21 protein-coding genes are annotated in these 25,202 nt (G+C 71.3%); 15 read left to right on the forward strand and 6 right to left on the reverse strand.

The features are described from left to right. Window positions 1-55 precede the first annotated feature (55 nt). From CUC05_RS03380 to CUC05_RS03445, 14 genes are all read left to right on the forward strand, one after another. A complete protein-coding gene (locus CUC05_RS03380) occupies window positions 56-2,110 on the forward strand; it encodes a cell wall-binding repeat-containing protein (RefSeq protein WP_170127906.1) in 2,055 nt (684 codons plus the stop codon). A gap of 243 nt (window positions 2,111-2,353) precedes the next feature. Next, a complete protein-coding gene (gene rpsO / locus CUC05_RS03385) occupies window positions 2,354-2,626 on the forward strand; it encodes a 30S ribosomal protein S15 (RefSeq protein WP_108664674.1) in 273 nt (90 codons plus the stop codon). A gap of 360 nt (window positions 2,627-2,986) precedes the next feature. Next, on the forward strand, window positions 2,987-5,428 hold the full coding sequence (locus CUC05_RS03390) for a polyribonucleotide nucleotidyltransferase (protein ID WP_108664675.1): 2,442 nt from the start codon (window positions 2,987-2,989) through the stop codon (window positions 5,426-5,428). A 20-nt stretch (window positions 5,429-5,448) separates the two neighbouring features. Next, window positions 5,449-6,729 (forward strand): M16 family metallopeptidase, encoded by a 1,281-nt coding sequence (locus CUC05_RS03395; RefSeq protein ID WP_205712107.1) that lies wholly within the window; start codon window positions 5,449-5,451, stop codon window positions 6,727-6,729. Between the two features lie 374 nt (window positions 6,730-7,103). Beyond that, the gene (cysS, locus tag CUC05_RS03400) at window positions 7,104-8,564 is read left to right on the forward strand and encodes a cysteine--tRNA ligase (RefSeq protein WP_108664676.1); all 1,461 of its coding nucleotides are present in this window, start codon (window positions 7,104-7,106) and stop codon (window positions 8,562-8,564) included. A gap of 22 nt (window positions 8,565-8,586) precedes the next feature. Further along, the gene (gene dapB, locus CUC05_RS03405; RefSeq protein ID WP_108664677.1) at window positions 8,587-9,309 is read left to right on the forward strand and encodes a 4-hydroxy-tetrahydrodipicolinate reductase; all 723 of its coding nucleotides are present in this window, start codon (window positions 8,587-8,589) and stop codon (window positions 9,307-9,309) included. Window positions 9,310-9,360: 51 nt separating this feature from the next. Further along, window positions 9,361-9,960, forward strand: coding sequence for a CGNR zinc finger domain-containing protein (locus CUC05_RS03410; protein WP_108664678.1), 600 nt, complete (start codon window positions 9,361-9,363; stop codon window positions 9,958-9,960). A gap of 10 nt (window positions 9,961-9,970) precedes the next feature. Beyond that, window positions 9,971-10,528, forward strand: coding sequence for a GAF domain-containing protein (locus tag CUC05_RS03415; RefSeq protein ID WP_108664679.1), 558 nt, complete (start codon window positions 9,971-9,973; stop codon window positions 10,526-10,528). After that, window positions 10,528-11,463 (forward strand): S8 family serine peptidase, encoded by a 936-nt coding sequence (locus tag CUC05_RS03420; RefSeq protein WP_108664680.1) that lies wholly within the window; start codon window positions 10,528-10,530, stop codon window positions 11,461-11,463. The genes CUC05_RS03415 and CUC05_RS03420 overlap by 1 nt, the downstream gene beginning before the upstream one ends. A 265-nt stretch (window positions 11,464-11,728) precedes the next feature. Then, window positions 11,729-12,589: an FAD-dependent thymidylate synthase gene (locus tag CUC05_RS03425; RefSeq protein ID WP_157965162.1), complete on the forward strand. Its 861-nt coding sequence runs from the start codon at window positions 11,729-11,731 to the stop codon at window positions 12,587-12,589. Window positions 12,590-12,682: 93 nt separating this feature from the next. Beyond that, window positions 12,683-14,002, forward strand: coding sequence for an ATP-binding protein (locus CUC05_RS03430; RefSeq protein WP_108664682.1), 1,320 nt, complete (start codon window positions 12,683-12,685; stop codon window positions 14,000-14,002). A 179-nt stretch (window positions 14,003-14,181) separates the two neighbouring features. After that, a complete protein-coding gene (gene dapA, locus CUC05_RS03435) occupies window positions 14,182-15,060 on the forward strand; it encodes a 4-hydroxy-tetrahydrodipicolinate synthase (RefSeq protein ID WP_205712108.1) in 879 nt (292 codons plus the stop codon). Next, a complete protein-coding gene (locus CUC05_RS03440) occupies window positions 15,057-16,712 on the forward strand; it encodes a ribonuclease J (protein ID WP_108664684.1) in 1,656 nt (551 codons plus the stop codon). Before dapA ends, CUC05_RS03440 begins: the two co-directional genes overlap by 4 nt. Before the next feature lie 8 nt (window positions 16,713-16,720). Continuing rightward, the gene (locus CUC05_RS03445; RefSeq protein ID WP_157965163.1) at window positions 16,721-19,339 is read left to right on the forward strand and encodes an FtsK/SpoIIIE family DNA translocase; all 2,619 of its coding nucleotides are present in this window, start codon (window positions 16,721-16,723) and stop codon (window positions 19,337-19,339) included. A 44-nt stretch (window positions 19,340-19,383) separates the two neighbouring features. On the opposite strand, the gene CUC05_RS03450 is transcribed toward CUC05_RS03445, so the two are convergent. From CUC05_RS03450 to CUC05_RS03475, 6 genes are all read right to left on the reverse strand, one after another. Continuing rightward, on the reverse strand, window positions 19,384-19,773 hold the full coding sequence (locus CUC05_RS03450; RefSeq protein WP_157965164.1) for a type II toxin-antitoxin system VapC family toxin: 390 nt from the start codon (window positions 19,771-19,773) through the stop codon (window positions 19,384-19,386). Continuing rightward, window positions 19,755-19,997, reverse strand: coding sequence for a ribbon-helix-helix protein, CopG family (locus tag CUC05_RS03455; RefSeq protein WP_108664686.1), 243 nt, complete (start codon window positions 19,995-19,997; stop codon window positions 19,755-19,757). The genes CUC05_RS03450 and CUC05_RS03455 overlap by 19 nt, the downstream gene beginning before the upstream one ends. Before the next feature lie 107 nt (window positions 19,998-20,104). After that, entirely contained in the window at window positions 20,105-20,923 is an 819-nt protein-coding gene (locus CUC05_RS03460) for a hypothetical protein (RefSeq protein WP_108664687.1), read from the reverse strand. A 73-nt stretch (window positions 20,924-20,996) separates the two neighbouring features. After that, window positions 20,997-22,760, reverse strand: coding sequence for a copper resistance CopC/CopD family protein (locus CUC05_RS03465; protein WP_108664688.1), 1,764 nt, complete (start codon window positions 22,758-22,760; stop codon window positions 20,997-20,999). Between the two features lie 182 nt (window positions 22,761-22,942). Further along, complete coding sequence (locus CUC05_RS03470; protein ID WP_108664689.1) at window positions 22,943-23,332, reverse strand: response regulator; 390 nt, start codon at window positions 23,330-23,332, stop codon at window positions 22,943-22,945. Then, window positions 23,329-24,045, reverse strand: a complete 717-nt coding sequence (locus CUC05_RS03475) for a sensor histidine kinase (RefSeq protein ID WP_108664690.1) — start codon at window positions 24,043-24,045, stop codon at window positions 23,329-23,331. Before CUC05_RS03475 ends, CUC05_RS03470 begins: the two co-directional genes overlap by 4 nt. 386 nt (window positions 24,046-24,431) lie before the next feature. On the opposite strand from CUC05_RS03475, the gene CUC05_RS03480 reads away from it, so the two are divergent. Next, on the forward strand, window positions 24,432-25,199 hold the full coding sequence (locus CUC05_RS03480) for an MlaE family ABC transporter permease (RefSeq protein ID WP_108664691.1): 768 nt from the start codon (window positions 24,432-24,434) through the stop codon (window positions 25,197-25,199). The last annotated feature ends 3 nt before the right edge of the window (window positions 25,200-25,202 follow it).

Raw genomic sequence — 25,202 nt, forward strand, 5'->3', positions numbered from 1 at the left:
TAGCGGGCCTTCGTACCGTCACCTTCTCGGGGTTGTCGTCGCGAGGAGGCCCGTGGTGAAGCGTTCGCTGCTGTTCGTCGTCGTTACCGCTGTGCTGGCGCTGGTCGGCGTCGTGCCGGTCGTCGCGGGGGAGGACGATCCGTTCCCTCCCGACACCATCGCGGTCGGGTTGGCGGAGTCCTCCACGCCGAACGTCGACGTGACCGTCGAGCTGTCGAGGGCGACGTTCCCCGACGGCGGGGCACGGACGGTGCTGATCGGCCGCGAGGACGTGTTCGCCGACTCCCTGGCCTCCGGGGTGCTGCAGGACGAGGGGCCGTTGCTGCTGGTGCCGACCGACGGGCCGGTGCCGGCCCGGACGATGGCGGAGATCCGTCGGGTCGGGGCGACTGATGCGGTGGTGCTGGGTGGTGAGTCGGCGGTCTCCTCGGCGGTGGCCGACGAGCTGGCTGCCGAGGGTCTGACGGTCCAGCGGCTGTCCGGGCCGACGCGGATCGAGACGGCCATCGATGTGGCCCGCCAGCGGCCGTCGGCGACGACGGCCATCCTGGCCCGTGCCGGTGGGGTGGAGGGCAACCCGAGCAGCGGGTTCGCCGACACCCTGGCGGCCGGTGGCTGGGCAGCCGCGGAGGGCTGGCCGGTGCTGCTGACCCAGACCGACCAGCTGACGACGTCGACGCGGGAGTACCTGGCGTCCTCGGCGATCACGACGGTCAACATCGTCGGGGGGACCGCGGCGATCGGGCAGGCGGTGGAGGACGCGCTGCGGGGGATGGGGTTGTCGGTGACCCGCGTCTCGGGCGCCGACCGTGCCGCCACGGCGCTGGCGATCGCCGACGCGCGAGGGCTGGGTCAGGCGGCCGATGTCGAGCGGATCATCCTGGTCGACGGCTTCTCCGAGGACGCGTGGGCGGCCGGCTTCGGTGCCGCGGCCCAGTCCGCCGGCGGTGCGGTGGACGCCGACTCGGGTGACCGCGAGGGTGCGCCGGCGCCGCTGGTGCTGGGCAACGTCGACTCGTTGCCGCCGGCCACGGTGGAGTACCTGCAGCCCGGTCCCGCGGCGATGACGTGTGCGGTCACGCTGCAGGTGTGTGACGCCGGCCGTGTGGAGGTCGGCTTCGATCCGGTCATCGTGGTCGAGGTCCCCGTCGGGGCGCTGGTCTACGGCACCGCCGTCGGCGACGCCGGCCAGGTGCGGGCCGCGTCCTTCGACGGCACCGACCTCGGCTTCGTGTACACCTGCCCGCAGGGGGAGTGCGGCGAGATGGACTGGTTCCGCGAGGGCGACTTGATGGCCCTCCACGAGACCGGCACGGCCGTGTCCTACTTCGTCGTCGACGCCGGCCGGCCGATCCTCGCCGACCGCCGCCAGAACGATCAGGTCAGGGACGTCGTGGAGCTGTCCAGCGCCACGGACCGTCGTGTCATCTACCACCAGCGGTCGACGCAGTGCACGGGCACACCGCTGCAGGCCGGCGGTGGCTGCAACGGCGGGGTCAACGCCCTCGACCGGGTGATCTCCACGCTGCAGGCCGCGGGCCCGCATGCCGGGGCCCCGGACGCCGCCGAGCGGTCAACCGCCCTCTACCGCACCGCCGACGGTCGGATGGTGCTGCTGACCATCCGCAGCTTCGACGGCTTCGACAACGCCGACGCCCAGGTGCAGATCCGGCCGGGGGCCGCGCTGATCGGTGCGGCGCTCGATCCCGCTGGCAGCGGCGACATCGCCATCGTCGACGCCGTCGCCGGCGTCGGGGTCCTCCGGATCGCGCCGTGGCCCGACGGCGAGGTCGTCCAGCCCGAGCTGGTGGCCGTCTCCGACCCCCACTGGTTGCCCGACGGCGAGACCGTCGTCCTGGTCGCCGAGGACGGTGGGACCACCCGGCTCGTCGCGGTCGCCGCCGCCACGGGTGAGGTGGAGGTGCTGGTCGACGATGCCGGGCCCGACGTCGCCGAGCGCGTCGAGGCCGACGCCTCCGGGACGCTGATCGCCTGGCGGACCGGCAACACCATCCGCGTGCTGAACACCACGACCGGCGACGTGGCCACCGTGACCCCGCCGGCCGGACAGACGATCACCGGCGGCCCGTCCTTCCGCCCCTCGCGCTGACCCGCCGGCGCCGGCCATCCGCGCAGGCGGACGGGTGGCCAGCGCAGGAGTGGTCGCTATACTCCGTCGCTAGTCACCATTCGGTGGCGATCATCTCGTGCCCGTTCGGTGTTTCTCACCGGCACGGCGGGTGATCCCAGGAGGGCCAGGACGGCGTCGGCTCCGACGCTCGGCCAGGTACCCCGGACTGCGAGCAGCGCAGCCCACCCGGCGGGACACGACCACGACGAGGAGCAATCACAGATGCCCAAGGCACCCCTGCCCAACAAGGAAGAGATCCTCAAGGAGTACGCCACCCACGAGGGTGACACCGGCTCCCCCGAGGTGCAGATCGCGTTGCTGACCGGTCGGATCAACCACCTGACCGAACACCTCAAGACCCACGCGAAGGACCACCACTCCCGGCGCGGCCTGCTGATGCTGGTCGGCCAGCGGAGGAACCTCCTCGGCTACCTCCAGCGCAAGGACATCGAGCGCTACCGCTCGCTGATCCAGCGGCTCGGACTGCGCCGCTAGCACGCCTCGACGGCGCCGGAACCCCTCGGGGCCGGCGCCGTTCGTCGATTTTCTTCGGCACGGACCGTGCCGCAGGACCCGACGGCATCGCACCCACGGGTGCACATCGACAACTGCATACGAACCCACAACTGCATACGACCTACGAGACGATCGCCCCCACTTCGGGCACCGAAGCGCTCTCGGTTGTCAGTGGCCACCCGCCAGCACGCCCCCAGGACGCTGGCGTGTGACCACTGAGAACCGGGGCTGGAGATCCGCCCCCTGACAGGGCAGTCGTCTCGTGCTTCACCAACCACCCCGCGGCGCACCGATAGGCGTGCGTAGAAGGACAACACGCGGGACGAAAGGCAACACCACATGACGAAGCTCGGTACCTACTCCGCGTCTGCCACTGTCGGCGGCGTCGAGATCACCATGGAGTCCGGCAAGCTTGCCGGCCAGGCCGGCGGCTCTGTCGTCTGCCACCTCGGCGAGACGATCCTGCTGGTCACCTCGACCGGCAGCCGTGCGCCGAAGGAACACCTCGACTTCTTCCCCCTGACGGTGGACTTCGAGGAGAAGATGTACGCCGCGGGACGCATCCCCGGCTCGTTCTTCAAGCGCGAGGGTCGCCCCTCGGAGAACGCGATCCTGACCTGCCGCCTCGTCGACCGCCCGATGCGGCCGACCTTCCACGACGGGCTGCGCAACGAGGTCCAGATCCTCATCACCACCCTGTCCGCCGACCAGTCCAACCCGCCGGACGTCCTGGCCATCAACGGCGCCTCGGCTGCCACGATGCTGGCCGGCATCCCCTTCGACGGCCCGGTCGCCGGTGTTCGCATGGGCATGGACCGCGACGGCAACTGGACGGTCTTCCCGACCTTCGAGTGGATGGACGAGGAGGGCGTGTTCGACCTCGTCGTCGCCGGTCGCCTGAACCCCGACTCCGGTGAGGTCGACGTCCTCATGGTCGAGGCCGAGGCCACCGAGGACGCCGTCACCAAGATCGAGATGGGTGCGGTCAAGCCGACCGAGGAAGTCCTCGGCAAGGCGCTCGAGGAAGCCAAGGGCTACCTCAAGCAGCTGTGCGACCTGCAGCTGGAGTTCGCGTCCAAGTCCCCCGAGAAGGAGACCCGCGACTTCCCGCTGTTCGCCGCCTACGACTCCCGCGTCTACGACGCCGTGGAGAAGTCGGCCGCCAAGGAGCTCGGCCGCATCCTGGTCGACGACCGGATGGACAAGAAGCAGCGGACCGACGCCATCGCGGAGCTCCGCGACCAGGCGATCGACTACGTCTTCGCCAACGCCGGTGACGTCGACGTCGCCGACGACGAGCTGGAGAAGCAGGCCAAGAACGCCTTCCGCTCGCTGGAGAAGACCCTCATCCGTCGCCGCGTCGTCAACGACGGCGTCCGCATCGACGGTCGTGGTCCGGCCGACCTGCGCGCCCTGTCCGCCGAGGTCGGCGTGCTGCCCCGCGCACACGGTTCCGGTGTCTTCACCCGCGGTGAGACCCAGGTCCTCAACATCCTGACGCTCGGCATGATGCGTGACGCCCAGCGCCTGGACACGATCGACCCGAACACCGAGAAGCGGTACATCCACCACTACAACTTCCCGCCGTTCTCCGTCGGCGAGACCGGCTTCATGCGCGGTCCCAAGCGTCGTGAGATCGGCCACGGTGCGCTGGCCGAGCGGGCGCTGCTGCCCGTCGTGCCCTCCACCGAGGTGCTGCCCTACGCCATGCGCCTGGTCAGCGAGGTCGTGTCCTCCAACGGCTCGACCTCCATGGCCTCGGTCTGCGCCTCGACCCTGTCCCTGATGGACGCCGGTATCCCGATCCACGCCCCCGTGGCCGGTATCGCGATGGGCCTCATCTCCGAGGACGGCAAGTACACGACCCTGACCGACATCCAGGGAGCCGAGGACGCCTTCGGTGACATGGACTTCAAGGTCGCCGGTACCGCCGAGTTCGTGACCGCCCTGCAGCTCGACACCAAGCTGTCCGGCATCCCCGCCCAGGTCCTCGCCGACGCGCTGAACCAGGCCAAGGACGCCCGGATGGACATCCTGGACGTCATCACGGACTGCATCTCCGAGCCCCGCAAGGAGATGAACAAGTACGCGCCGAAGGTGCACGTCGAGTACATCCCGCAGGACAAGATCGGCGAGGTCATCGGCCCGAAGGGCAAGATCATCCGCGAGATCACCGAGGAGACCGGCGCCAACATCGACGTCGAGGACGACGCCGGTCGCGGTGTGGTGCGCATCTACGCCGCCGACGGTCCCTCGGCCGACATGGCCCTGGCCCGCATCCGTGCGATCGCCAACCCCGTCGTCCCGCAGGAGGGAGAGCGCTACTACGGCACGGTCGTCAAGACCGTCGACTTCGGCGCCTTCGTCAACCTGACCCCGGGTGCGGACGGCCTGCTGCACATCTCCCAGCTGGGCGGCAACAAGCGCCTGGACCACGCGGACGAAGCCGTCAGCGTCGGTGACAAGCTGTGGGTCGAGGTCCGCGAGGTGAAGAACGGCAACAAGTTCTCCCTGGCGATCATCGAGGAGCCGACGGCCGGTGCCGCCGACGACGACGATGACGAGCCCGAGGCCGCAGCGGAGACCCAGCCGGAGACCCGCGCCGCGGAGACCCGCACGGAGGACAAGCCCGCCGAGCCCCGCGCCGAGCGCGGTGACCGTGGTCGCAGCCGCGAGCGTGGTGGCGACAGCGACGGTGGTCGGGAGCGCACGCGCACCCGCAGCCGTGACGGTGGGTCCGAGGACGGCGAAGGCCGTCGTCGCCGTCGTCGTCGCTCCTAGCACGACAGGGATCCGACATCGTGGCTGAAGGCGTCAGGATCCCCGACGGTGTTCGCCTGACCACCCTCCCCAACGGGATCAGGGTGGTCAGCGAACACATGCCGGGGGTGCGCAGCATCAGCGTCGGTTTCTGGGTGGGGGTCGGCTCGCGACACGAGCAGCCCCCTCTGGAAGGCGCCACCCATTTCCTCGAGCACCTGCTGTTCAAGGGGACGGGACGGCGTTCGGCGCTGGAGATCGCGCAGGTCCTCGACGCGGTCGGGGGCGACATGAACGCCTTCACCACGAAGGAGTACACCGCCTACTACGCCCGCTGCCTGGACCGTGACCTAGTCCGGGCGGTGGACGTGCTCGGCGACATGCTCACCTCCTCGGTCATCGAACCGCACGAGGTGGAGAACGAACGCGACGTGGTGCTGGAGGAGATCCGCATGCACCTCGACGCACCCGACGACCTGGTGCACTCCGAGTTCGCCCAGGCGTTCTACGGCGACCATCCGCTGGGCAAGGAGATCCTCGGTTCCGAGGCCTCCATGACCGCGATGTCCCGTGACGAGGTCGCGGGCTGGTGGTCGGCGCGGTACACCACCGACGTCATCACCGTGGCCGTGGCCGGCAACGTCGTCCACGACGACCTGGTCAAGCTGGTCGACGAGGCGCTGGGCGCCTACGAACCGGGCTTCCAGAGCGAGGTCGAGACGATCCAGCCGACCGCGTCTCCCACCGAACCGCTGCGGGTGCACCGCCGGCCGACCGAGCAGGCCCACCTGGTCCTCGGCGGGTCCGGGCTGCCGCGTGGCGACGACCGTCGCTGGGCCATGAGCGTGCTGAACCAGGCGCTCGGGGGAGGGATGGCCAGCCGGCTGTTCCAGGAGGTCCGCGAACGCCGTGGGCTGGCCTACAGCGTCTACAGCTACCCGGCCATGTACGCCGACAGCGGCACCTACGCGGTGTACGTCGGCACCGCTCCCGGCAAGGCCGCGGAGACCGTCGAGGTCGTCCGGGCGGAGCTGGAGAAGATGCGCACCGGCGGCATGTCCGCCGAGGAGCTCGTCCAGGCCAAGGGGTACCTGACCGGCTCGACCATCCTCGCGTTGGAGGACACCTCCAGCCGGATGACCCGGATGGGTCGCGCCATGACGACGGGGACACCCCTGCTGGGCCTCGACGAGATCATGGCCGCCATCGAGGCCGTCACGGCCGACGAGGTGGCCGAGGTCGCCGACGTCCTGCTCGGCGGACCCCAGACGATCGCTGCCGTCGGCCCCCTCGACGCCGACGACCTGGCCGCCGTCGCCTGACCCAGGTGTCCGGCCGGCGTGTGCGGCCTGACCGGCCGGCGTGTGGCCTGACCGGCCGGCGTGTGTGGCCTGACCGGCCGGCGTGTGTGGCCTGATCAGCCGGCGTGTGTGGCCCGACCGGCGTGTGCGTTGCGCCGCCCCACGGGGTGGCGATGCCACACGGGGTTGGCCAGCGTGTGCCATGGGCCACCCCCTGGGGCGGTGATGCCGCACGCCGCCGAGGGGTGTGTGCGATGGCCACCCCGTCCGGGCTGGGATGCCACACGCGGAGGCGGTGCGCTCCATGCGTCGACGGGTGTGGGGACCCGCGTGACGGGCCGTACCATTGCCCGGCCACGTCCGACGACCGCGACCGACCCACGGGGCCAGACCCGATGCTCAAGCTCTTCAACACGTTGACCCGCACGCTGGAGGAGTTCACACCGCTCCAGCCCGGCACGGTCGGCATGTACACGTGTGGGCCGACGGTCTACGCGTACGCCCACATCGGCAACATGCGTGCCTACGTGTTCTCCGACACGCTGCGACGGGCCCTGCTGTGGCACGGCTACGACGTCACCCAGGTCGTCAACATCACCGACGTGGGCCACCTGACGAGCGACGCCGACGCGGGCGAGGACAAGCTCGAGGTCGCCGCTGCGCGGGAGGAGCGGTCGATCTGGGAGATCGCCGCCCACTACACCGACGCGTTCTTCACCGACATCGAGCGGCTCGGGGTCCTCGCCCCGAGCGTCGCGCCGCGGGCCACCGACCACATCGAGCAGATGATCAAGTTCGGGGAGAAGCTGCAGGCCGACGGGCACACCTACGCCGCGCCGAGCGGCCTGTACTTCGACTCCACCACCGTCACCGACTACGGCGAGCTGGCCGGGCTCGACATCGAGGGCCTGCGCGAGGGGGCACGGGTCGAGGCGGTCGAGGGCAAGCGCAACCCGACCGACTTCGCCGTGTGGCGGTCCAGCCCCGAGGACGTCACCCGCCAGATGGAGTGGGACTCGCCGTGGGGCGTGGGTGCCCCCGGCTGGCACCTCGAGTGCTCGGTCATGAGCATGGAGTACCTGGGCAACCAGTTCGACATCCACACCGGCGGCGTCGACCACATCCCCGTGCACCACACCAACGAGATCGCCCAGAGCAAGGCGTTCCTCGGTACCGAGGACGCCACGGACTGGGTCCCGACGTGGATGCACAACGAGTTCGTGCTGTTCGGCGACGAGAAGATGTCCAAGTCCGCCGGCCGGACCCTGCTGGTGGAGGACCTGATCCAGCAGGGGTACCACCCGCGGGTCTACCGCTACCTGCTCCTCGGCTCGACCTACCGCCAGCAGCTCGGCTTCGGTGACGAGGCGATGGACGCCGCCCGCACGGCCCTGATCCGGCTGCTCGGCCGCATGCCCGACGGCATCCCCACCGACCTTCTCACCCACGAGCGGGCCGCCGAGGCGCTCACCACCGAGGAGGGGAGGGGCTACCTGGCGCGCATCCACGACGCGATCTCCAACGACCTCAACACCCCGAAGGTGCTGGCCGAGCTCCATGCGGTCGTCCGTGACGACGACCTGGACGACGCCGACCGGCGTGTGCTCCTGCAGGCCGTCGAGAGCCTGCTCGGCCTCGGCCTGACCTCCCTCACCGCGGAGGAGGTCCAGCGGCCCACCGGAGACGCCGACGACGACCTCGACACCGACGCCGTCGATGCGCTGGTCGCCGAACGCGACCGGGCCCGGGCCGACCGGGACTGGGGACGGGCCGACGAGATCCGTGACCAGCTCGCCGAGCTCGGGGTCGAGGTGCTCGACGGCGCCGACGGGTCCACGTGGCGTCGGCGGCAGTGAGGCGGCCTCTATGGTTGACCACATGTTGCGCGTAGCGGTCCTCGGAGCCCTCGGTCGGATGGGGGCCACGGTGTGCGATGCGGTGCGGGAGGACCCGGAGGTCGAGCTCGTCGCCGCGCTCGACGCCGACGACAGCCGCGAGGCGATCATCGACGCCGGCGCCGACGTCTGCGTGGACTTCACCCACCCCGACTCGGTGCGGACCAACACCGCCTGGCTGCTCAAGGCCGGCGTGCACGCCGTCGTGGGCACCACCGGCCTGACCGACGACGACCTCGAGGACCTCCGCGCCCTCACCGGCCCCGCCAACGCCGTCGTCGCCCCCAACTTCGCCATCGGTGCGGTGCTGATGATGGAGCTGTCCCGCCAGGTCGCCGCCCACATGCCGCACGTTGAGATCATCGAGTCCCACCACGACCGCAAGGTCGACGCGCCCAGCGGCACCGCCCTGCGCACCGCCAAGCTCATCGCCGAGGGGCGACAGCAGTCCATCGACGTCCCCGGTCCCGACGGACATCCCGCGCGGGGGCAGGTCACCGACGACATCCCGGTGCACTCCGTCCGGCTGCCGGGCCTCGTCGCCCACCAGGAGGTCGTCTTCGGTGGCCTGGGGCAGACGCTGACCATCCGGCACGACTCCATCGACCGCACGTCCTTCATGCCCGGAGTGCTGCTGGCGGTCAAGGAAGTGCCGCGCCGCCCCGGGCTCACCGTCGGCCTGGAACACCTCCTGTTCGACAGCTGAGCCCACGTCCCACGTCCCCCGCCCGAGCGAGACACCGCTTAGGCTGGTTACGTGGCCCCCGTCGGCAGCAGCGACGTCCCGCGCGACTTCGACGCGGGCACCCTCTGCCTGCAGTACCTCGACGCACCGGAGGACCCCGACGGGCTGTCGGACTGGGCGCGGACGCACCTGCGCGTCCGCGACCTCCTCCCGCTGACCGAACGCGAGCGGCGCGACGCCCGGACCCTGCACGACGCGGTCAGCCGCATCGCCGCCGTCCTGGTCGTCGGTGGCCCGCCGGCCATCGGCGACATCGCCCGGCTGAACCGGCTGGCGGGGCAGCCGGACCTGGCCCCCCAGGTCGGGGCCGGAGGAGCTCGTGGCTGGCCGATCGAGGTCAGCCACGGACAGGTCCTCGCGACCGTCGCCCGCGACGCGGTCCTGCTGGTCACCGACGCCGACCACGACCGGGTCCGGCGCTGCGCCGCAGAGGACTGCGACCTGGTGTTCCTGGACACGTCCAGGCCGGGTCGACGGCGGTGGTGCAGCATGTCGCGCTGCGGCAACCGCGCGAAGGTCCGTGCCCATCGGGCCCGTGCCGATCCGGTCCGCGCCGCAGATCCGGTCCACGACGCAGATCCGGTCCACGACGTCGAGGACGGACCGTCGTAGGCTCACCGCCATGCCACGCACCAGGGTCGATCCCGTCCTGACCGCGATCGTGGAGGCCGCGACCCGGGGGACCGGCGCCTCGCACGGCCTGCTGCTGCGCATCGAGGGGCGGGTCATGCGGGTGGCTGCCAGCGCCGGTGCCCTCGGCTGGGACGTCGTCGGCGAACCCATCTCCGCGGGCGAGGGCGTCGCCGGCTACGTCGCCGCCTCGGGGCAGCCGCTCGTCCTGTCGGCGGAGTCCGCCGACCCGAGGCTGGGGGAGGGGACCGCCAGCCTGCTGGGGCACAACCCCTCCTCCGTCCTGGCCGTGCCCGTCGACGGGGACAGCCGGATCGTCGGCGTGCTCGAGCTGATCGACCCCGACGACGGCCTGTTCGACGTCGCCGACACCGAGCAGGCGATGCTGCACGCGGCCGTCGCCTCCGCCGCGCTGACCGACGACCGCCTGGGTGCGCTGGCCGACGTGCCCGAACCCGCGGAGCTCGCCGCCGAGCTCCGGCGCCTGGCCGACGCCGACCCCGGCCGTTACGCCACCGTCGCCACGATCATCGAGGCGCTGGTCCGCTGATGCCCCGTTCCGACATCCCGGCATGGGCCAAGGACTCCTCGGTCATGCGGTTGCCCGACGCCATCCGCCTGGGCCAGATCACCCCCGAGTGGGCGTGGGAGGGCGCCGACGGCTCGGGGGTGCGGGTGGCGATCGTGGACAGCGGCGTCGACGCCGACCACCCGGCGCTCGACGGCTGTGTCGACGTCGCCGAGGGTGTGGCCCTGCGGCTCGGCCCCGACGGCGAGGTCGAGGAGGTCCGGGGAGCCCACCGCGACGCGTTCGGCCACGGCACCGCCTGCGCCGGCATCGTGCACGACCTCGCACCCGGTGCACGGATCACCAGCGTCAAGGTGCTCGGCGAGGGCCTCGCCGGCAAGGCGGCGGTCTTCCTGCGCGGACTCGCGTGGTGCGTCGAGCAGGGCTACGACGTCATCAACCTGTCGCTGGGCACCACACGCGAGGACTGGGCCCTGCCGTTCCACGAGGTGTGCGACCGCGCGTACTTCGCCGGTTCCCTGGTCGTGACCGCCGCCAACAACGTCCAGCGCCCGTCGTGGCCGTCGTTGCTGTCCAGCGTGGTCAGCGTGGCCTGCAACACCACCGACGACCCCGAACGCTTCCACTTCAACCCCGACCCGCCGACGGAGTTCCTCGCCCGCGGCGTCGACGTCGACGTCGCCTGGCGCGGCGGTCAGCGGATCACCGGGACCGGCAACTCCTACGCCGCCCCGCACATCGCCGGCATGGCGGCCCGCATCCTCTCCAAGCACCCCGGCCTGCGACCCTTCCAGGTCAAGACGATCCTGTGGGCCACCGCGGCCAACGTGCAGGAGGCGCCCAGCCGTCCGGGGTCGATGCGCCCGCGGGCCTCGCTGTCCGCACGGGCCTCCGGGGTGTTCGACCTGGAGCAGGTGCGTGCGGGAGAGCCCCGAGGGGCCAGCCGGCCCGCGTGACCCGGTGACAGCGTCGCGGAGGGCGCCCCGGGGTGGGACGGTCCCGGCCCTTCGAGATGTGTACCTCTGCCGCCCCCATGGCCGACCTGCACAGTCCCGCCGCCCAGATGTGCAGTTCGGCCGGTCGGCCGGTCGAGCTGCGCAGTTCCGGGTGGGGCCGTCGGTGACCCGCTGGGTCGGACCTCGTCGACCCGGGCGATGTCGGCGTCGGGGGGTACGGTGAACACCCTCCGCCAGACCGATCAGACCCGAGGTGACCGGCGCCGTGACCGACCTGCAGCAGCCCCAGACCGGGGCCGACCCCGACGACTCGTCCCCGACCGTGCCGTCGGCCACCGTCATCGCCGACAGCATCTCGCCCGACGGGGTCCGCGTGACCACGATCGAGGTCACGCTGCACCGGTTCGTGCTGGCCGAGCTGAACACCCACCGCGTGTTCTCCCGCAACTCCGCGTCCTCGCGTGCCATCCCCATCGGCAAGCAGATCGCCCGGGTCGAGGACGACCCCGCCATGCCGGTGGAGTTCGGCGCCAACCAGCGGGGCATGCAGGCCGGCGCACCCCTGGAGGGGGAGGAGGCACGGGCCGCCACCGACGCGTGGCTGCGGGCCCGTGACGCCGCGGTCGAGGCCGTGCGCGTCCTCGACGACCTCGGGGTGCACAAGCAGGTCGCCAACCGGATCCTCGAGCCGTTCATGTGGCACACCGTGATCGTGACGGCCACGGACTGGGACGGCTTCTGGCACCAGCGCTGCAGCCCCTTGGCCCAGCCCGAGATCCGCGTGGCCGCCGAGGCGATGCGCGAGGCGTTCGACGCGTCCACGCCCGTCGAGGTCCCCGTGGGCGGCTGGCACACCCCCTACATCCGGCCCGACGAGCAGGACCTCGACGAGCGGACCAAGCGGCGCATCTCCGCGGCCCGCTGCGCCCGCGTCAGCTACCTCACCCACGACGGCCGCCGGGACCTCTCCGCCGACGAGGAGCTGTACCAGCGGCTGGTCACCGCCGACCCGCCGCACTGGTCGCCGCTCGAGCACGTCGCCACACCAGCAGCTGGGGACGAGGACGTGCTCGGCAACCTCCGCGGATGGCACCAGCTGCGGCACCGGCTGGACAGCGCCGGCTGACGCCCCGGGCGGGCCCGCGACCGCCGCGGTCGTGGCCGGCTGACCGGGGCCGCAACGGGCCCGCTGACACACCCGCCGCGTAGGCTGCAGGCCGTGAGCCAGATCGCAGAGCGGGCGGAGTCCAGCGTCTACACCCCCGACGAAGTCCTCCTTCGTCGGTTCGGCATCGTGCGCGCAGTGGGGGGCGGGGCCTACATCATCGCCTGCGTCATCATCGGGCTGATCTACGGCACCACGGCATGGCCGGTGCTGCTGGGCATCCCGGTCCTCGCGGTCGTCACGACCATCTACTTCCGGACCTCGCTGACCGTCCCCAGGACCTCCGTGGCCCTGTCGCTGGTCGCCGACGCGATCGTGCTCGGTGGGGCCGCGGCGTTCGTCGGCGGGACCGGATCGGGCACCGGCGCGCTGTACGTCATCCCGATCGTGTCGGCCGGCATCATCCTCGGACCGACCGCGGCGACCAGCTTCACCACCCTCTCCGTGGCGCTGGCCTGGCTGCAGCTGGCGAGCGAGGAGTGGCTGTACACCCCCGTCGCGCTGCACCGCCCCGACCTCGGCGACCGCGTCGTGGTCCTCATGATCATCACGGCCGTGCTGATCAGCGTCGGCTACCTGACCGGTACCTACGCCTCCAGCCTGCAGGACAACATCGCCGAGGCCGGACAGTCCGCCTCGGAGGTCGCCAAGCGGACCCGCCGACGCCGATCGTTCGTGCGGCAGGCAAGCATCGACGTCCGTGGACCCCTCGGCGCGGTCGAGCGGGTCGCCGACCGGCTGGACTCCGCCGACGCCCTCGACGCCGACACCCGCCGTGCCCTCGCCGCCCAGCTGCGCATGCGGACCGCCCAGCTCGAGGGCGGCATCGAGCAGCTCGCCGACGTCGGCGCGCTCGACGAGGCCCGCGACGCCAAGCCCCAGGCCGTGCAGCTCGGACGCGTCGTCGCCGACTGCCTCCACGCCCTCGGGCCGCGCCTCGGTGACCACGAGGTCCACGTCGACGTCCCGCCCATCCGGGTCGTGGGGGACCGGCGAGCCGCCCGGCGCATCGCCTACAACCTCCTCGAGAACGTCGCCGAGCACACCCCCGCCGGCACCACCGTCTGGGTCGAGGCGCGGTCCACCGGCGGCCAGGGCGTCCTCGTCGTGACCGACGACGGTCCCGGCGTACCATCGGGCATCGCCCATCGGTTGTTCGACGCCCCCGACGAGGGTGGCGGGCCGCGGGTCGGCATGCCGCTCGTGAAGGAGCTCGTCGACGCCATGGGAGCGGAGATCACCTACGAACCCCGCGCGGCCGGTGGCTCCATCTTCCTCGTCGGCTTCCGGCTCGCCCCACGCGACGCCCCGTCGGCCGACGACGCCGACGACGGACCGGGTGCACACTCGACGGCAGACATCGCACAGGCCTGACCCCCCGGGCCTGTCACACCAGCCACACGGGCCACACGAGCAACAGGGCCCTCAGCAAACACACCAGCAACACTGGGCACGCCAGTACACTGCACCAACGCGGTGTGCGTGCCGACGATGGTGCGCGAACACGAGGTCAACACCCACAAATGTCCACTCCAGACGCTTTCCCTCCGCTGATGACCGCCATGGCGACGCCGTTCGACGCCGATGGTGCGCTCGACCTGCCCGCGGCCCAGAAGCTGGCGCGCCACCTCGCGGCGCATGGCAACGGTGGCATCGTCGTGGCCGGGACCACCGGTGAGTCGCCGACCCTGAGCCACGGCGAGACCCTCGAGCTGCTCGCCGCGGTCGTCGAGGCCGTCGGCGAGGACACCGCGGTGATCGCCGGGACCGGTAAGAACGACACCGCCGAGACCGTCCGCATGACCGCCGAGGCCACCGAGGTCGGGGTCGACGGGATCATGCTGGTCTCGCCGTACTACAACCGGCCCAACCAGCGCGGCCTGGACCAGCACTTCCGTGCCGCCGCCGCGGCCACCGACCTTCCGGTCCTCCTCTACAACATCCCCGGCCGCACGGCCTGCGAGATCGCCCCCGAGACGATGCTGACGCTGGCCACCGAGGTCGCCAACATCAACGGGGTCAAGGACGCCGTCGGCGACATGGCCAAGGCCGGCTGGTTGATCTCCCGTGCCCCCGACGACTTCGGCGTGTGGTCGGGCGACGACAAGAACTGCCTGCCCCTGCTGGCCGTCGGTGGCGCCGGCCTGGTCAGCGTGGCCGCCCACCTCGTCGGTGACGAGCTGGCCGACATGATCGCCCTCGTCGACGCCGACCTGTACGCCGCCCGGCGCATCCACCTGCGCCTCCTCCCCCTTTTCGAGGCCCTGTTCCTCGAGCCCAGCCCCGCGCCGCTCAAGGCGGCCATGGAGTGGCTGGGCCTGCCCGGCGGCGCGCTGCGCCTGCCGATGGTCCCGATCGCCGACGACACCGCCGCCCGCCTGCGCGACGCGATGGTGGCCGCCGGCCTCCCAGTGGAACGGCAAGTGACATGAGCATTCCCAACGACGCAGCAGTCGTCTCCTTCTACGGCGGTCTCGGTGAGATCGGCGCGAACATGTGCGCCATCGAGGTGGACGGCAAGGCGGTCCTCGTCGACGTCGGCCTGACCTTCCCCGACGCCGAGCACCACGGCATCGACCTGATCCTCCCGGACTGGAAGGACCTGATCCAGCGCGGCCCCGAGATCGTGGGTGTCGTCATCACCCACGGCCACGAGGACCACATGGGGGCGCTGCCGTTCTTCCTGCGCGACTTCCCCGGTGTGAAGGTCTACTCCGCCAAGCTGACCCTCGGGCTGCTCGAGGCCAAGCTGGCCGAGCACCCCGACGCCCGGGTCGAGCTCGTCGAGGTCGAACCCGGCGAGAAGGTCACCATCGACGACTTCGAGCTGGAGTTCATCCAGGTCACCCACTCCATCCCCGACGGGATGGCCGTGGCGGTCCACACCCCGCACGGCACGATCCTGCACACGGGCGACTTCCGCCTGGACCAGACGCCGATCGACGGCCGCGTCACCGACCTGCCGCACCTGGCGCAGCTGGGTGACCAGGGCATCTCCCTGCTGCTGTGCGACTCCACCAACGCCGACGTGCCCGGCCACGTGCCCAGCGAGCGCACCGTGGGCAACACGCTGCGGACGGTCTTCGAGTCCGCTCGCGGACGCGTGGTCATGACGACGTTCGCCAGCCACGTGCACCGCGTGCAGCAGGCCATCGACGCCGCGACGGCGATGGGCCGCAAGGTCTGCTTCGTCGGCCGGTCGATGGTCCGCAACATGCCGATCGCCCGCGAGCTCGGCTACCTGCGCTACGACGACGCCGACATCATCGACATCGCCGACTGCGACCGGTACGACCCGGCCCGCATCCTGATCATCTGCACCGGATCCCAGGGCGAGCCCTACGCGGCGCTCTCGCTGATGGCCGCCGGCCAGCACAAGCACGTAAAGCTCACCGAGGGCGACACCGTCGTGATGGCGTCCTCCCAGATCCCGGGCAACGAAGCCGCGATCAGCCGTGCCCTCAACGGCCTCATGCGCCAGGGCGCCGAGGTCGTGCACCGTCGCGAGCACGGCGTGCACGTCTCGGGGCACGCCGCCGCCGAGGAGCTGAAGTTCTTCCACAACATCGTGCGGCCCTCGGCCGTCGTGCCCGTGCACGGCGAGTTCCGCCACCTGATCGCCCACGCCCAGCTGGCCGTGGCAACCGGGACCCCGGCCGACCAGGTGTTCGTGTGCACCGACGGCGACCGCGTCGTCCTGCGCGACGGCCGCGTCGAGCGCGGCGACGGCTTCAACAGCGGCCGCGTGTTCGTCGACGGCCTCGGTGTCGGTGACGTCGGCAACGCCGTGCTCCGCGACCGCGAACGCCTCTCCTCCGAAGGGGTCTGCGTCGCGGTGCTGCGCCTCGACAGTCGGTTCCGCCTCGACGGCGAACCCGAGATCATGCAGCAGGGCCTGATCTACGAGGCCGAGAACGCCCACCTGCTCGACCAGGCCGCCAAGGTCCTGGGCGACGACGTCCGTTCCCTCGGCAGCAGCAACGAGGATGTCGTCCGGCGCAAGGTGTACGAGTCCCTCAGCCGGTTCTGGCGCGAACAGCTGGGCCGCAAGCCCGTCGTCGTGCCGGTCCTCATGGAGGTGTGACCCAGGACGTGGCGACCACGAAGAAGACGCCTGCGACCACCCGCAAGGCCCCGGCGAAGAAGAAGCCCGCCGCGGGCAGGGGTCGGTCGGGCTCCAGCCGCGCTGCGGCACCGCCCGACAAGGGCCTGGAGCCCGAGCGCATCCGCGACCTGTGGGGCATCGGCCTCATCGTGCTCGCCGTGCTCAGCGGCCTCGGGCTGTACGCACAGGGCAGCGCCGGCCTCGTCGGGGTCGCGCTGGTCAACGTCTTCCGGGGCCTGCTGGGTGTCTTCGGCCTCGCGGTCCCCGTCCTCATCGCCGCCGGTGGGGTGCTGCTGCTCGGCAAGCCCCTGCCGCGCAACCCCCGTATCGTCGGCGGCACCGCGGTGGTGCTGCTGGCCCTGATCGGGCTGTGGCACATCGCATCGGGTGCACCGGGCGCCGACGCCGGACGTGCGGCCCTCCACGCCGCCGGCGGCTGGGTCGGCGTGGTCATGGCCAAGCCCCTCAGCAACCTGGCGGCGACACCGGGTGCCGTCGTGGTCCTGCTGGGCCTGCTGTCGGCCGGCCTGCTGGTGCTGACCGCCACCTCGCCGCGGGTGGCCGCCATGGCGGTCTGGACGCTGTTCGTCAGCGACGAACCCACCGAACGAAGCCAGCGTCGCCGCGAACGCAAGGCGCAGCGCGCAGCCGAACGCGAGGACAGCCGCGCTGCCCTCGACGAGGACCTCGACGACCCATCGGCGAGCGACTGGGTGGAGGAGTTCTCCGAGGAGGAGTCGCGTCGGGCCCCGGCCCTGATGGACGACGCCGGTGTCCGCGCCGCGCTGGACATCCCGCTGGACGAGGAGGGGGACGCGCCGGCCCGCGAGCGGACCCGCATCGACCCCGCCACCACCGACACCGTCGTGATGGACCGGGCTGCCTCCGGCCGTGCCGTCCCCGACCGGGCGGCCGACGACGACGCCGAACGTGCCGACCTGCTGTCGGGCGACGAACCCGACGCGCCGCGCAGCCGTCCGGAGTTCATCGACTCGGGCTCGCCCCAGCGCAACGGCCAGGCCCGCCAGCTGGTCCTCAACCCCGACATCGCCTACGAGCTGCCGTCGCTGGACCTGCTGCGCAGCGGCAAGGCCGTGTCGGGCAACGCCACGAACATGGAGTCGATGACCGAGGCGCTGGAGCGGATGCTCGAGCAGTTCAACGTCGACGCCCGGGTCGTGGCCGTCCGCCGTGGTCCCACCGTGACCCGCTTCGAGATCGAGCTGGGCACGGGCGTGAAGGTGAACACGATCACCAAGCTGGAGAAGGACATCTCCTACGCGCTGGCGACCCCCGACATCCGCATCGTCGCGCCGATCCCCGGCAAGGTCGCCATCGGCATCGAGGTCCCCAACACCGAGCGGGACCACATCACCCTCGGCGACATCCTCCGCTCGCCCGAGGCCGCCGCCCAGACCCACCCGCTGACCGCCGGCATCGGCCTGGACATCTCCGGCCGCCCCGTCCTGATCAACCTCGCCAAGATGCCCCACCTGCTGATCGCGGGTGCGACGGGGTCCGGCAAGTCCGTGGTCATGAACTCCATCGTGACCAGCGTGATCATGCGCAACTCCCCGGAGACCGTCCGCATGATCCTGATCGACCCCAAGCGGGTCGAGATGGCCACCTACGAGGACGTCCCGCACCTGCTGACCCGCGTGGTCACCGACCCCAAGCGGGCCAAGGACGCGCTGGACTGGGTCGTCTCGGAGATGGAGCGGCGCTACGACCTGCTGGCCCGCTACGGCCACCGCAACATCGACCGGTTCAACGAGGCCGCCGCGGCCGGCCTGCTGCTGCCCGACGGTGCGCCCACGCCCGAGGAGTTCGCCGCACAGGCGGTCGCCGAGGTGGCCGGGCCCGAGGACGACACCCAGGTGCTCGACGACGGGGCACTGGAGGACGAGGGCCCGAAGGGTGAGGAGCCCCTCCCGTACATCATGTGCGTCATCGACGAGCTGGCCGACCTGATGATGGTCGCCCCGCGCGACATCGAGGGGGCCATCGTCCGCATCGCCCAGATGGCCCGCGCGGTCGGCATCCACCTCGTCATCGCCACCCAGCGCCCGTCGGTCAACGTCGTCACGGGCCTGATCAAGGCGAACGTGCCGTCCCGCATGGCGCTGTCGATGGCGACCGGCCACGACTCCAAGACCATCCTCGACCAGCACGGCGCCGAGAAGCTGATCGGCCAGGGCGACATGCTCTACATGCCGGCCAACGCCTCCAAGCCCCACCGCCTGCAGGGCTGCTACATCGACGAGCAGGAGATCGAGAAGATCGTCGACCACTGCAAGGCCCAGGCCGAGGTGACCTACGCCGACAACGTCGTCAAGGAGGGGCAGGACGCGGTCATCGCCGACGTGCAGGGCGACGACGCCTCCGACGAGGACCTCACCAAGGCCGCGATGGAGCTGGTCGTCCGGTCCGGGCTCGGCTCCACGTCGATGCTGCAGCGCAAGCTGAAGGTCGGCTTCGCCCGTGCCGGCAGGCTCATGGACGAGCTGGAGGAGATGGGCGTCGTCGGCCCGTCGGAGGGCCCCAAGGCCCGCTCGGTGTTCATGACCGTCGAGGAGCTCGAGCAGCGAACGGGCGCCAGCGCGTAGGTCCCGGGTCTGCGCCGGGCGTCGCGCTGTCCCTGACGCGGCGCTCAGGCGTCGTGCAGGACGAGTCCCGGGACACGCAAGAAATGTCGCCGGTTGCCGGTGGCCAGGGCGAACCCGTGGTGCAGGCACAGCCCGGCGATCATGGTGTCCGCCGCCCCGATGGGGGTCCCTGCCGCCCGGAGTTCGCGACCGACCGTCCCGGCCGAGACGGCGGCCCCGACCCCGAAGGGCACCACGCGCCCGGCCGAGAACGCGTCGACGGCTGCGGTGTCCGCGTCGGTTCGCGCGCCCGAGGTCAGCTCGAACAGGGTGATGGAGGACAGCAGCAGGCGGCCGCCACGCAACAGGTCGCGAACGACCCCCACGCCCGTGCCGTGCCCGCGAAGGAAGTCGATGACCACATCGGTGTCGGCGATCACGCCGTCGTGCGCCACTGACCCCTGCTTTCCTCCATCGCGGCGGTCATGGACGCGGCCGATTCCTCGCTGATCGAGCCCTCGAGTCCCAGGACCGCCTCGACCTCCTCCGCGCTCAGCGAGGCCAGGTACAGGTCGACCGCGGTCTGGACGATCTCCGACAGGCCGCGACTGCCGCGGCGACGGGCCAGGTTGCTGATGGCCTCGTGGGACGCGTCGGTCAGCTCGACTGTCGTGCGCATGCATGCATGCTAGCACGGGGATGCCGGGGGTCCTCCCGAGCGGAGGCGAGGCCGGCAAGTGAAGACCCCCGTGGCACGGGCCACGGGGGTCTGCATCTCCGCATGGGCTACGCCTTGCGGCGACCCATCACCAAGGCGCCCACCCCGGCCACCAGGGCAGCCGCGCCGCCGATGATCCAAGGGGTCGAGGACCCGCCGTCGGTACCGCCGGCACCGGTCGCGACGGCACCCTCGGGGGTGGCCTCGTCGTCGGCGTCCTCGGTCACCTCCTCCATGGCCTCCTCGGTGGCGGCCATGTCGTCCATGGCCATCTCCTCGCCCTCGGTGGCGTCCATGGCCATCTCCTCGCCCTCGGTGGCGTCCATGGCCATCTCCTCGCCCTCGGCCATCTCGTCCATGTCGTGCTCGTCGCCCTCGGCGTCGTCGCCGTGGCCGTGGCCCGCCTCGGGGTCACCGCCGACGGTTACCACGGGGGCCGGAGTGGCCGCGTCGTGGTCGCCGGTCCAGCGGTAGGACAGCTCGTCGTTGCACTCCTGGTAGACGTTGAAGGGCACCTCGGTGCCGTCCTCGCCGTCGACGGTGGCGGTGAAGAACAGCTGGCCCGGGTCCTCGTTGACGAGGGTGCCCGTCCAGGTGATCGCCTCGTCGGTCTGCTCGATCTCGAAGCCCTCGACGTCGGCGACGCTGTCGATGGTGACGCCCTCGGGGATCTCGAGGGAGATCAAGCGGGTGTCGACGACCTCGCTCCCGGGAGGGGGCGGCGGCTCGCCCTCGCTGCAGCCGTGGGGGATCAGCAGCTGGAACTCGGTGGCCTCGCCGGCCGGGGCGGCCGCGGGCTGGAGCACGGCGTGGGCGAAGGCTGCGGTGGACCACAGCAGGGGCAGGGTCAGACCGGCCAGCAGCGCGGTCAGGCGTCGAAGGGTCATCGGAGGGTTCCTCTCGAAGGGACGGGTGGCGCAGGGACGCGCCGGATCCTCGGATCGTGGATGGACGGACTGCTTAGGGGTTGACGGTGATCTCCGTCACCGTCGAGACCACGTCGAAGCGGCTGGTCGCCACCTCGGTGGTGATCTCCCACCGGCCGGGCACGCTGAGCTCGGGGCCCTGGAGGACGAAGTGCCCCCGACCCGACAACGTCGGGGTGCGGACGAGCGGGCCGATGTCGAGCTCGGGTTGCGACAGCGTCATCGTGACGCCGTCGTCGATGTCGAGCGGACGCCCCACGTCGCTCAGCAGGTAGATGTGGATCTCGTTGGCGCCGGCCCGGTTCGGGTCGACGGTGATCGACAGCTGCCCCAGCCCTTCGAACTGCTGGTTGGTGGAGAACGCCCCGGTGATACCGGCGGCCTCCGCGGCGGGCTGGAGGGCGACGAGGACCGAGGTGGCAGCAAGGACCAGGACGACGACGAGCGCCTCGATGCGGACCGTCCGGGCCAGCGTCGACCAGGCGGCATCGCGTGTGGCGGCGCGGTCGGCCACCTCGTCGGACCCACCGGCGATCACCGGCTGGCCCGAGCCGCCACGGGCGCTGCGGCGGCGACGGGCGGTCAGCGCGGGGACCAGCTTGCGGTTGTTCCAGGTGCCGAGGGCCAGCAGCGGCAGCACGGCGACCACCTTGGCGATCAGCGCCCACCCGTAGCCCGTCGACGTCAGTGCGCGCAGGGCCCGAACCTCCGCCCACGACAGCGCCGTCCCGGCCAGCACGACCGCGACGACGCTGAGGGTGAACAGGGAGGAGAAGCGGGCGACCAGCCGGCCGGCGCCGACCGGGTCGTCGGAACGGCGACGACGACGCAGCTCCATGGCCATGACGACCAGGCCGCCGAACCACAGCGCAGCGGCGGCGATGTGCACCACGGAGGCACCCCAGACCACGGCGACCGGCCCGGTGGTGAGGGTGTGGCCCTCCAGCAACAACGACGACAGCATGACGAGGCCGCCGAGCAGCGCGACGGGGCCGCCGAGCGTGCGACGGATCCCGACGAGCAGCAGCGCGGCGCCGAGCGCTCGGACGATGGCGGAGATGCCCACGAAGCTGGTGATGGTGGACTGCAGCCCGCTGGCGTCGACGAGGGACGACAGCCCGTCACCGCTGACCAGGACGTTCTGCAGCAGCACGCCGAGGAACGCGGTGGCGAGCACGGCCAGCCCGGCCCGGCGGACCACACGCGCCACCGGGGCGTCGTCGCCGTCGAGGTGCTCGCGCAGCCATGCCACCGTGGCCACCGCGCCGGCGGCGAGCAGCACGCCGGCGTAGGTCACCCACCGGACGAGCGCCGCGAGGATCGCCCACGGTCGATCGGCCCCGGAGGAGAACACCTGGCCGAGCAGCTGGTCACCGGACCCGGACTCCGCGCCGACGCTGAAGACGAACGCCCCGTTGACGGGATGGCCGTCCGCCGAGGTCACCCGGTAGGTGACGGCGTAGGTGCCGTCGGACAGGTCCGGCTGCAGGGCGACCCGCACGATGTCGGGGGCGTCGTCGGTCTGGAACGTGCCGCCCTCGTCGACCCGTTCCCCGTCGGCACCGAAAACCCGCAGCCCACCCCGCGGGGACACGACGGTTTCGTTGAAGTCGAGGAACAGCTCCTCGGGGGCGTCGTCGAGGACCTGCCCGTCGAACACCGACCCGCCCTCCAGCACCGCGTGGGCGCTGGCCGGGGCGGCCAGCAGGACCACCAGCAGCAGGGTCGACAGGGCGAGGATGCCAGCCAACCCACGGGGGGTCAGCTGGCGATGACGGGGACAGGACTGCGCGGGCACACCTCAAGGGTGGCACCTCGGTGCCCGGAAGTTCCACGCCGGGTCGAAAACCTCTGACCAGGCCCTCGGATCGTGCCGGTACCCACGGTGGGGTGGGTGGGTCCCCGATCGCGCCGGTTCCCACCGGACCGGCTACCGGCTGGGGGCAGCGCCGGGGGAGGCGTCAGCGGTCGATGGACGGGTCAGCGGTCGACGGACGCGGGTGCCGCGCGGCGAAGCGCGTCGGCCAACGGCCCCACGTCGCCGGACTTCAGGACCAGCTCGACGCCGATCCGCTTCATCTCCGTGCGGACGAAGTCGCCGGCCACCGCGGTGTAGGCCACGATGCCCACCGTCGGGGCCTGCTCGGCCAGCATCGCGATGGCCTCGAACCCGCTGGTGCCCGGCATCAGCAGGTCCATCACGACGACCTGCGCCGCGGTGCTCAGGACCTGGTCGACCGCCTGGCTGCCGTCGGCGGCCTCGCCGACCACGTCGAAGTCCTGGTGGCGGTCCAGCTGCATCCGCAGCAGGAGCCGGAGGTCGGGTTCGTCGTCGGCGATGACGACGCGAAGGGGGGCACTGCTGGTCATGTAATGGGCGCTCTCGGCAACACGATGCTCGTAATAGTCCCTCCCGCGGTCGCCTCGAACGATAGCGTGCCCCCTGCACCCTCGGCGACAGCCTTGGCGATGGACAGGCCCATCCCGAGACCTGCGCGGCTGGTGACCGCTCGTTCGCCCCGGAAGAACGGCTCCGTGGCCAGGCGGACCTCCTCGGGATGGATGTCGGGGCCGGGGGAGAAGACCCGGACGGTGACGCGGCCGTCCTCCTCGCTGATGGTGACCTCGGGTTCGCTGGTCCCGTAGGCCGCGGCGTTCTCCAGGACCGCCCGCAACGCCCGTCGGATCCCGGTGAGGGGACCCGTCACCGTCGCCGGTTGTCCCTCCAGCTGGAGCATGCTGCTGCGCAGGTCGCCCCAGATCGCCCGGACCTCGTCGTTCAGCTCGAGCTGGCCGGGGGCATCGACCGGGATGGCGGTGTCGATGCCGGCTGCGACGAGGAGGTCGTCGAGCAGCACGGTGAGCCGCGCGGCGTTGCGCAGGAGCGCCGGTCCGATGACGTCGCGGACCGTGTCGAGGTCCTGCGCCTGGCCCAGCTCGCCGGCCAGGCCGTGGATGGTGGTGACGGGGGTACGCAGCTCGTGGCCGACCACGTTGATCACCCGCCGCCGGATCGCCTCGAGCTCCGCGGCGAGGGATTCGACGTCGGCCTCGTCGACCTTCGGCGTGTCGGTACCGCTCATGGCTCCTCCTGTGTGGTGATGCCGGCTGGGGTGGGGGACGCACCGGTGACCCGGGGCTGTGCACCTTATGTCGGCAGCGCCAGCCGATGGGCGAGGACTGGAGAGGAACTGTCACTCTCCGGGGCCCGTCGATGACACCGTGGCGACGCTGCTGTTCACGTCTGGGGCCGCGAGACCCTATGCTCTGCTCCTACCGACGGGATCGGGCAACCCTCGACCACTGACCAGCATCGGTCGCCGGTACACATCCAGCAGTCAACGTGCGTAGCGACCCCGCACGGCCGGAACCACATACTCACGTCGCTCACACGAGCCGAGCGACCCCCGAGCCATACCCATGTCGGCGGGATTCGACACAGGGAACCGAAAGGAGTGGGCCGACAGCAATGGACAAGATCCGCAACGTCCTCGGACAGCTCGGCGGCATCTCCGCCATCGCGCTCGACGGCATGCTGTCGCTGCGCCGGCGCCCCCTGCAGCTCGACGAGTTCCGCCGGCAGGCCTGGTTCATCACCAAGGTCTCGGCGATCCCCCTGGTCCTGATCAGCGTGCCCTTCGGCATGATCATCGCGCTGCACGTGGGGTCGTTCTTCCGCCAGCTCGGCGCCGAGGCCCAGATCGGGTCGGCCCTGTTCCTGGCCACCGTGCGCGAGCAGGCGCCGATCGCGACCGCGCTGCTGATCTCCGGGGCCGGCGGCAGCGCCATGACCGCCGACATCGGGTCGCGGCGCATCCGCGACGAGATCGACGCCATGGAGGTCATGGGCGTGGACCCCATGCACCGGCTGATCGGGCCACGCCTCGTCGCGGCGACCGTCTGCTCGGTGCTGTTCTGCTCGATCGTGGCCGTCGCCGGAATCCTCGGTGGCTGGTACTTCGCCGTGCCCGTCCAGGGCGGCACATCGGGTGCCTACTTCGACTCCCTGTCGGCGCTCTCGCAGCTGCCGGACTTCCTGATGATGATCACCAAGGCGCTGTTCTTCGGCTTCACCGCCGGCGCGGTCGCCTGCTACAAGGGGTTCACGGTCAAGGGCGGGCCGAAGGGCGTCGGGGACGCGGTGCAGGCCAGCGTCGTCATCACGTTCATCCTGCTGTTCTTCCAGAACTTCCTGCTGACCGCCATGTACTTCAACCTGATCCCGCAGAAGCTCTGAGCC

Source organism: Euzebya rosea, assembly GCF_003073135.1.
Lineage (GTDB): Bacteria > Actinomycetota > Nitriliruptoria > Euzebyales > Euzebyaceae > Euzebya > Euzebya rosea.

Excerpts from the sequence above, each read along its gene's own strand:
- rpsO (WP_108664674.1), top strand. The coding sequence starts at position 2,354 with ATGCCCAAGGCACCCCTGCCCAACAAGGAAGAGATCCTCAAGGAGTAC.
- CUC05_RS03390 (WP_108664675.1), top strand. The coding sequence starts at position 2,987 with ATGACGAAGCTCGGTACCTACTCCGCGTCTGCCACTGTCGGCGGCGTC.
- cysS (WP_108664676.1), top strand. The coding sequence starts at position 7,104 with ATGCTCAAGCTCTTCAACACGTTGACCCGCACGCTGGAGGAGTTCACA.
- dapB (WP_108664677.1), top strand. The coding sequence starts at position 8,587 with ATGTTGCGCGTAGCGGTCCTCGGAGCCCTCGGTCGGATGGGGGCCACG.
- CUC05_RS03415 (WP_108664679.1), top strand. The coding sequence starts at position 9,971 with ATGCCACGCACCAGGGTCGATCCCGTCCTGACCGCGATCGTGGAGGCC.
- CUC05_RS03420 (WP_108664680.1), top strand. The coding sequence starts at position 10,528 with ATGCCCCGTTCCGACATCCCGGCATGGGCCAAGGACTCCTCGGTCATG.
- dapA (WP_205712108.1), top strand. The coding sequence starts at position 14,182 with ATGACCGCCATGGCGACGCCGTTCGACGCCGATGGTGCGCTCGACCTG.
- CUC05_RS03440 (WP_108664684.1), top strand. The coding sequence starts at position 15,057 with ATGAGCATTCCCAACGACGCAGCAGTCGTCTCCTTCTACGGCGGTCTC.
- CUC05_RS03455 (WP_108664686.1), bottom strand. The coding sequence starts at position 19,997 with ATGCGCACGACAGTCGAGCTGACCGACGCGTCCCACGAGGCCATCAGC.
- CUC05_RS03460 (WP_108664687.1), bottom strand. The coding sequence starts at position 20,923 with ATGACCCTTCGACGCCTGACCGCGCTGCTGGCCGGTCTGACCCTGCCC.
- CUC05_RS03470 (WP_108664689.1), bottom strand. The coding sequence starts at position 23,332 with ATGACCAGCAGTGCCCCCCTTCGCGTCGTCATCGCCGACGACGAACCC.
- CUC05_RS03475 (WP_108664690.1), bottom strand. The coding sequence starts at position 24,045 with ATGAGCGGTACCGACACGCCGAAGGTCGACGAGGCCGACGTCGAATCC.
- CUC05_RS03480 (WP_108664691.1), top strand. The coding sequence starts at position 24,432 with ATGGACAAGATCCGCAACGTCCTCGGACAGCTCGGCGGCATCTCCGCC.